Consider the following 6,020-nt stretch of genomic DNA (forward strand, 5'->3'; position numbering starts at 1 on the left):
CCAGCATACCTTGGATGAGTGAAATTGACGGAGAATAGTCGGGGCACATGACCGGCCCCAATATCACCGTCGGGTTTACTGCTGTAAGCTCTGGCCCACCTTTTCGCCTCACAAAATCCCAGGCATCTTTTTCGGCTAGACGTCTTCGATCTGACGTAGGCGGTAAGAGTGGGAATGCTCAAGTCACTCCAATCGGCCTCAGTGAGTTCAGCGGTGTCCATTTGGCGAGCGTAACTCATGGTAACGAATGACGATGTGATCACCAGCCGTTTAACCTTCGCTTCATGTGCTGCTCGCAACACTCGTAGTGTGCCAGATCTGGCGATGCCGATGGTGTCAATATTGCCATCCTTTTGTCCAACGGAAAATGGAGAGGCGACATGTAGCACGTAGGAGCTACCGGCGGCGGCATCATCCCAACCGGGATCGGCACTCAAATCTGCCTCGATGAAGGAAAGAGAAGCGCCAATTGATGATGCGCCCATCTGCTCGAGTGTACGACGAACTTCTGGTTCGCGTGTCAGCGAGCGTACAGTGCATCTAACCCGATATCCAAGATCGAGCAGCCGCAAAATACAGTACATACCGAGGAAGCCGGAACCTCCCGTAACCAGCACTTGTTGGGATTGCGTAGAACGTTTGAGAGGTCTGATCATCGGCATCTGAAGTTGCGGGATCTCCATTTGAGCACTGATTCGATAGCCGACCACGCCCTTTCCCGATACGCACCGCGGGTATTCTCCAAACGCTCGCTTAGAAGCAGGGCCAAAGATTTGTTGCCCTTCGCCGCTCGAATATTAGCAACCTCTTGACGATCGCCAGCCGCGCTCCAGAATCCCTCACATGGTGCGGGAACAGACTGGCATCGACTTTGGCCACGAGGTGACGATAGGCGTCACCCATCTGGAACTGCTCGACGACCGTCGGGCCAGCGTCGGCGTTGCGACCTACAACTTCCTCTTCTCGATCGACACGCCGAAGAAGGCAACGGCGCCGGACAAGTTGAACCCCATCGGACACGCCCCGCCGGTTGACAATGAAGATGGCAAGGCCACGGTCGGCGGTTTGGTCACGGCGGAATTTGGCCCCCATCAGAGGATGGAAAGGTGCCGCGCCGGTGCTCTGCTATGAGAAAATCCGGGACTGAGAATCTCGTCACGGCCATCAAGAGCCCCCGCCATGCACCCTCGAAAGACCACCCAGAGCAGTTCGAGATTTTCCCCGACTACGGCTCGACGATCAACAAGCGCCACATGGTAGCGGCAGCGGTCGTGACAGTCCCGCTCCTGTTCGGTGTCGCCGGACTTGCTATTCGTTATGCCGCTGTTGCTTCAACGTTGGCGGAACCAGGCTTCGAGTCTTATGCTCGTGCGCTCTGCCGATGGGATTGCCACTGGTATCTGGATATTTCCGAACGCGGCTACGAGCGCTTTCCCATCCCAAACCAAAGCAACGTCGGACGATGGGGCTTCTTTCCATTCTATCCGATGCTGGTAGCGGTGATCCGGGCGATTTTCCCCTTCGCCACGATACTGGTCGCGACGATCACTTCGATTGCATGCAGCTACGCCGCGTGTCTGGTGGCATGGCCGCTGTTGGAGAAGAACATGCGGGCCTATGTACTGTACTGCGCTTTTCTGCTTAGCGGCCCGTTCTCCTTCCACTTCACAACTTTCCTTTCCGAACCTCTTTTCGTGCTCCTGACCTCGATTGTCTTCCTGGCACTCAAACGCTCCAGCTATCCCGTCGCTGGCGTCTCGTCAGCGCTCCTCTCGGCAACGAGGCTCGTTGGGGTCCTTGTCGTCTTTGCGACCGTCATTCAAATGTTCCAGCAGCATCGCGAACGGGGCGGCTCACCACTCTCCTTTCCGCGTTGGGTGCTCGGTCGACCGGATCAGCTCGTCGCTATCTTTATCTCGCCTGCCGGCTTGTTTGCCTACATCCTGTTTTTGTATGTCACTGTCGGCGACGGCTTTGCGTTTCTGCACGTCCAACGCGCCTTTGGACGAGTGGCTGGGAACCCGCTCCTGTTTCTATGGGACGGACTCTCAGCATTTCCCAAGACCGGGTGGCTGCCCACGGCGCCGCAATGGAGTGCGCTCGCAGCGATCGTCGGGCTGGCGCTATCAGTCGTGCTGGTGGCTCGCAAGCAATATGGCGCTGGGGTCTTCTGCGCGATCTGCATTCTCGTGCCATTGATAACGAATCTGGCCTCCATGGTCAGATACGTCATTGGGCTGGCGCCTCTGATAATGTTGATGGCCGTCCTGTTGTCGGCGTCGAAACTGACCTGGCTCGCCGCTTTGGTTCTCTTCCTGGTCGCCTGCTATTTCATGACGGTGGCATGGATTGGGGGCTACCTTGCTTTGGTCTGACACCCTCAACCCCCATGGACGCGCTATCTCGCTTGGCGCTTACGCGCTCGCCGCGGTTCTGGCCGTGTCCGAACTCGCCATCCTTGCGCTGGCTCTCCATCCGAATGTCCACGCCGACTATCGTGCCTATTACATCGACCGCACGACGACATGCCTCAACCGCGATGCCATTGGCAGCTACTCACTCGGCCAGACAGTGTCCTTCCGGTCCGATGGCGCCAAACGGGTTGCCGGCATGAAAGTTTGTGGCTGGTCGGGGCCGGCAGCCGACGGCACGCATTCGCTGGGCGAGACCTCGCGGCTTCGCCTGCAGATACCGCCGCTTCGCGACGGTCTCAAGGCAACGCTACAAATGGCCGCTGTCATTCGTCCGCCACAGATGACGCAGAGGGTAATAATCTCGGTGCATGGCGTGTCCGTGCATAAGGTCACACTGTCGGGCAAGCAACCGATAACCGTCTCGTTCGTCATTCCGCACGCAGCTTTTTCGGACGCCAGCACGTTCGAAATGACCTTTGACTATCTCGACGGGATCCCGCCCAGCCAGGCCGCCAGCGACATTTACAAGCGCTCCATCAAATTGGTGTCGTTTCGACTGGACGCCATTTAGAGCATTATTGCCTCTGGCGGGAGCGATTGCCGTGCCGACCGGGAATGCGTCCGGCAAAAACCCACCGGTCAAGCACGAAGAAATTGATGCCGGGGACAAGCAAGCACGTAATCAGCACGGGAATGATGAGCGGCAAGCCCAGCTTTACCGTCAGCAACGCCGGCGCCCCATAGGCAATGGCCAAGCCTGTTGCCCCCAGCAGGAGAAAACGCGGAGCTTCAGTTCGATGCGATCGGCCCGACACGAACGTCAGGGATTTGTGAGCTAGATACGAAAACAGGGTGGCTGCGGCATATGCCCCAAGCGAGGCATGGATGGGCGTTAAACCGAGCCATTCCGATTTGGAAAAAGCAGCAACCAAAGCGGCATACAGAAGTGTGGCAGCGATGCCGACCAGGCCGAAGCGTGCCAGTAGCTTCAGGGAGTCGTCGCCGGCAGGCCGATGCTCATGCATGCGCACTACACGCATACTGTGCCCCCAGCGGCAGGGGGGCGAGCGCGCGCTCGACTTTTCGGGCCAAGGACCTGCCCGACGGCAGCAGCAGGAAGTGCTCGGATCGGATGTTGCTGAAGCCTGCTTCTTGAAGGAGGGACGCTGTTTTGGCTGCGCTGAGCAGCACCGCGTCATGGTCGAAGGGACACCGGAACACAGCCAGACGCGTCAGCGGGTTATAGGGATTGTGCTCGATGATGCAGGCGACACCGCCCGGGCGCACGACGCGCCGCATCTCGCGCATGAACCCGAGCCAGGAAGCTGGCGGTACATGATGGACGACGCAGCTGCCGAAGGCCAGATCAAAGACCCCATTGTCGTATGGCAGGTTCAGGCTGGTGCAGGCCCTGTATGTGACGCTCGGATTTTCCTGCCTCGCACGCAGGATCGATTCCTGCGAGATGTCGCAGCCGTCCAGGGACTCGAAGACGCCTTTGAGATAGGGATGGAGCGCACCTACGCCGCAGCCGACATCAAGCGCCCGCACATCCGAGCCGGCATGACGAAGCACCCGCTCGACCACAACGCGTCGCAGCAACTCGGCCTTCGCCATGAGAAAGAAGTCGTGCTTAAGCCCTGAAAAGCGGATCGATCCCTGGACCGTCTCACCATAATTGAATCTATAGCTGTCGAAGGGTTCGGACATTGGCCGGGACTCCAATCCGGGATTTTCGAGGCGGGCGGCGGCTCTTGCCGGGGACGGCAGACATGGCCCGGTCGAAGCCGGTGAGGCGATCGATCACGTAAAGCGGGCGCCGTTTTACTTCGGCGTGGATGCTGCCGACATACAATCCGACCACGCCGGTCATGAAGAGGTTGATGCCGCACAGGAGCGACACGATCATCACGGTGGATGTCCAGCCGGCAACAATGCCGGTTTCAAAGGCCCAGGCGTAGATGGCGTAGGCACCAAAGGCTATGGCCAGCGCAGAAATGGCCAAGCCACCCCAGAGCGCCAGGCGCAGCGGCTGCTCCGAGAAGCTGACGATGGCGTGCACAGCAAGATGCACCATCTTCCAGAATGGGTATTTGGTCTGGCCATGGGCTCGTGCCGGGCGCTCGAAAGGCACCGACGCCTGCTTGAATCCCATCCAGCCAAACATGCCCCTGACGAAGCGATCCTGTTCGGGCATCTGCCTGAAAGTTCTCAGCGCTTTGGGACCGACCAACCGGAAATCTCCAACGTCGCGCGGAATGTCAACGGTCGTCATCCTTTCCAGCAAGCGATAGAAGAGACTTGCCGTGAAGCGCTTGAACCAGGATTCGCCCTCGCGTTTGACGCGCCGGGCATAGACAATTTCGAAACCTTCCTTCCACTTCGCCACCAGATCGAGAACCACCTCGGGTGGGTCTTGGAGATCGGCATCCATGACGATGACGGCATCCCCCTGGGCGGCGTCCATACCGGCTGTGATTGCTATCTGGTGCCCAAAATTGCGGGAAAGCTCGATTAGCCGAAAACGAGGCTCGGCGGCGACCACACGCCGAAGGTAAGTGACGCTGCCATCGCTGCTTCCGTCATCGACGAAAATAGCCTCTGTCTCACCGTCCAGCTGGTGGATTAGCAACCTGATCCGCTCGATCAGACGAGGCAGCACTTGTTCCTCGTTGTATATCGGCAGAACCAGCGAGTAGCGCAGCGACACGTTCGCTCTCATCCCGGCACTTTGGATTACAGAGGCCTCCATGCCGATCAAATGAAACGCCAGCCTCAAAGTTCCATAAGGCATTACTAATTTAATTAGTTGTTGCAGGCGGGTGGCGAGCTGTTCGTTCTGAACGGCTTCGGTCTGATTTGGGATGAGATATCGTTTCGCGCGCCGGCGGAGCAATGCGCTGTTTCGCAATCATTGTCGGGCAAGTGGCCGCCTTGCCAGCTCTTGTCAGCGCGTCGGCGCGCGATAATTTTTGAGGGGAAGGGACTTCGACCAAAGGAGCCGACGATGGAACACCAAACTTTAAGCCAACTGCAGACAATTGCAGAAGTAGAACCCCTGTCGACATACCCGATCATGACCCGGCAACAGCGCATTGAGCGCTGGGCAGAGTTGCTGGAACAACATCCCGAGCGACGCCTGACAGCGCTTACCGGCACTGAGTATCTGAAGCGGGAAGCTCGCGACGCAGCGCGCGGTGAGGGCTCGCCAATTACTGTGGCCTTCGAGGACCCGCTACTGCGTGCGTTAGGCCTGAAGGATGACACCTATGGGGCAGCAAAGCGCTTCTTCGAACTGTCTGACGGGGAGTTGCATGACATCCTCTGCAGTTGCCATGTCGGAACCACGTTCAGAGGGCAGTGGGCTGCCGCTAGAGTCCGCCGGGCAATCGGAGGGAACAGGTTTCTTAAGTGGCTTAGAGAGAGAATGTGGCACTGAGGTCGCCAAGGACGGCGATTGAAGCTCGTTTCAAGCGAGGTGGATTAACGATTGGGGCGCCAGTGGAGCGCCGTGTTGACGACGGGGGTCGGCGCCTGTCCCACGGGGCTGCGCAGACGGGTGGGGCGCTCCTCGGTCCCAGTTTACTCGCGGTGCGTTCCAGCATG

At 58.6% G+C, this 6,020-nt stretch carries 8 protein-coding genes; 4 read left to right on the forward strand and 4 right to left on the reverse strand.

What is annotated here, in order from left to right; all coding sequences use genetic code 11:
• Nucleotides 1-710: NAD-dependent epimerase/dehydratase family protein (locus EOB49_RS32335; protein WP_127383351.1), on the reverse strand; the 710-nt coding region annotated here is incomplete at its 3' end.
• Nucleotides 711-843: 133 nt separating this feature from the next.
• On the opposite strand from EOB49_RS32335, the gene EOB49_RS32340 reads away from it, so the two are divergent.
• From EOB49_RS32340 to EOB49_RS32350, 3 genes are read left to right on the forward strand one after another with little or no spacing between them, the layout of a single operon-like run.
• Nucleotides 844-1,131 (forward strand): hypothetical protein, encoded by a 288-nt coding sequence (locus EOB49_RS32340; protein ID WP_127383352.1) that lies wholly within the window; start codon nucleotides 844-846, stop codon nucleotides 1,129-1,131.
• On the forward strand, nucleotides 1,128-2,375 hold the full coding sequence (locus tag EOB49_RS32345; protein ID WP_127331612.1) for a hypothetical protein: 1,248 nt from the start codon (nucleotides 1,128-1,130) through the stop codon (nucleotides 2,373-2,375). The genes EOB49_RS32340 and EOB49_RS32345 overlap by 4 nt, the downstream gene beginning before the upstream one ends.
• On the forward strand, nucleotides 2,362-2,985 hold the full coding sequence (locus EOB49_RS32350; protein ID WP_127318154.1) for a hypothetical protein: 624 nt from the start codon (nucleotides 2,362-2,364) through the stop codon (nucleotides 2,983-2,985). Before EOB49_RS32345 ends, EOB49_RS32350 begins: the two co-directional genes overlap by 14 nt.
• A gap of 4 nt (nucleotides 2,986-2,989) precedes the next feature.
• Here EOB49_RS32350 and EOB49_RS32355 read toward each other — a convergent pair whose 3' ends face one another.
• The 3 genes from EOB49_RS32355 to EOB49_RS32365 are packed head-to-tail and all read right to left on the reverse strand — an operon-like array spanning nucleotide 2,990 to nucleotide 5,136.
• Nucleotides 2,990-3,454: a GtrA family protein gene (locus EOB49_RS32355; RefSeq protein ID WP_127266457.1), complete on the reverse strand. Its 465-nt coding sequence runs from the start codon at nucleotides 3,452-3,454 to the stop codon at nucleotides 2,990-2,992.
• The gene (locus tag EOB49_RS32360; protein ID WP_127318152.1) at nucleotides 3,432-4,124 is read right to left on the reverse strand and encodes a class I SAM-dependent methyltransferase; all 693 of its coding nucleotides are present in this window, start codon (nucleotides 4,122-4,124) and stop codon (nucleotides 3,432-3,434) included. The genes EOB49_RS32355 and EOB49_RS32360 overlap by 23 nt, the downstream gene beginning before the upstream one ends.
• Complete coding sequence (locus tag EOB49_RS32365) at nucleotides 4,099-5,136, reverse strand: glycosyltransferase family 2 protein (protein WP_164761561.1); 1,038 nt, start codon at nucleotides 5,134-5,136, stop codon at nucleotides 4,099-4,101. Before EOB49_RS32365 ends, EOB49_RS32360 begins: the two co-directional genes overlap by 26 nt.
• 285 nt (nucleotides 5,137-5,421) lie before the next feature.
• On the opposite strand from EOB49_RS32365, the gene EOB49_RS32370 reads away from it, so the two are divergent.
• Nucleotides 5,422-5,853: a hypothetical protein gene (locus EOB49_RS32370; RefSeq protein WP_127318150.1), complete on the forward strand. Its 432-nt coding sequence runs from the start codon at nucleotides 5,422-5,424 to the stop codon at nucleotides 5,851-5,853.
• The last annotated feature ends 167 nt before the right edge of the window (nucleotides 5,854-6,020 follow it).

Source organism: Mesorhizobium sp. M7A.F.Ca.MR.148.00.0.0, assembly GCF_003997735.1.
Taxonomy (GTDB): domain Bacteria; phylum Pseudomonadota; class Alphaproteobacteria; order Rhizobiales; family Rhizobiaceae; genus Mesorhizobium.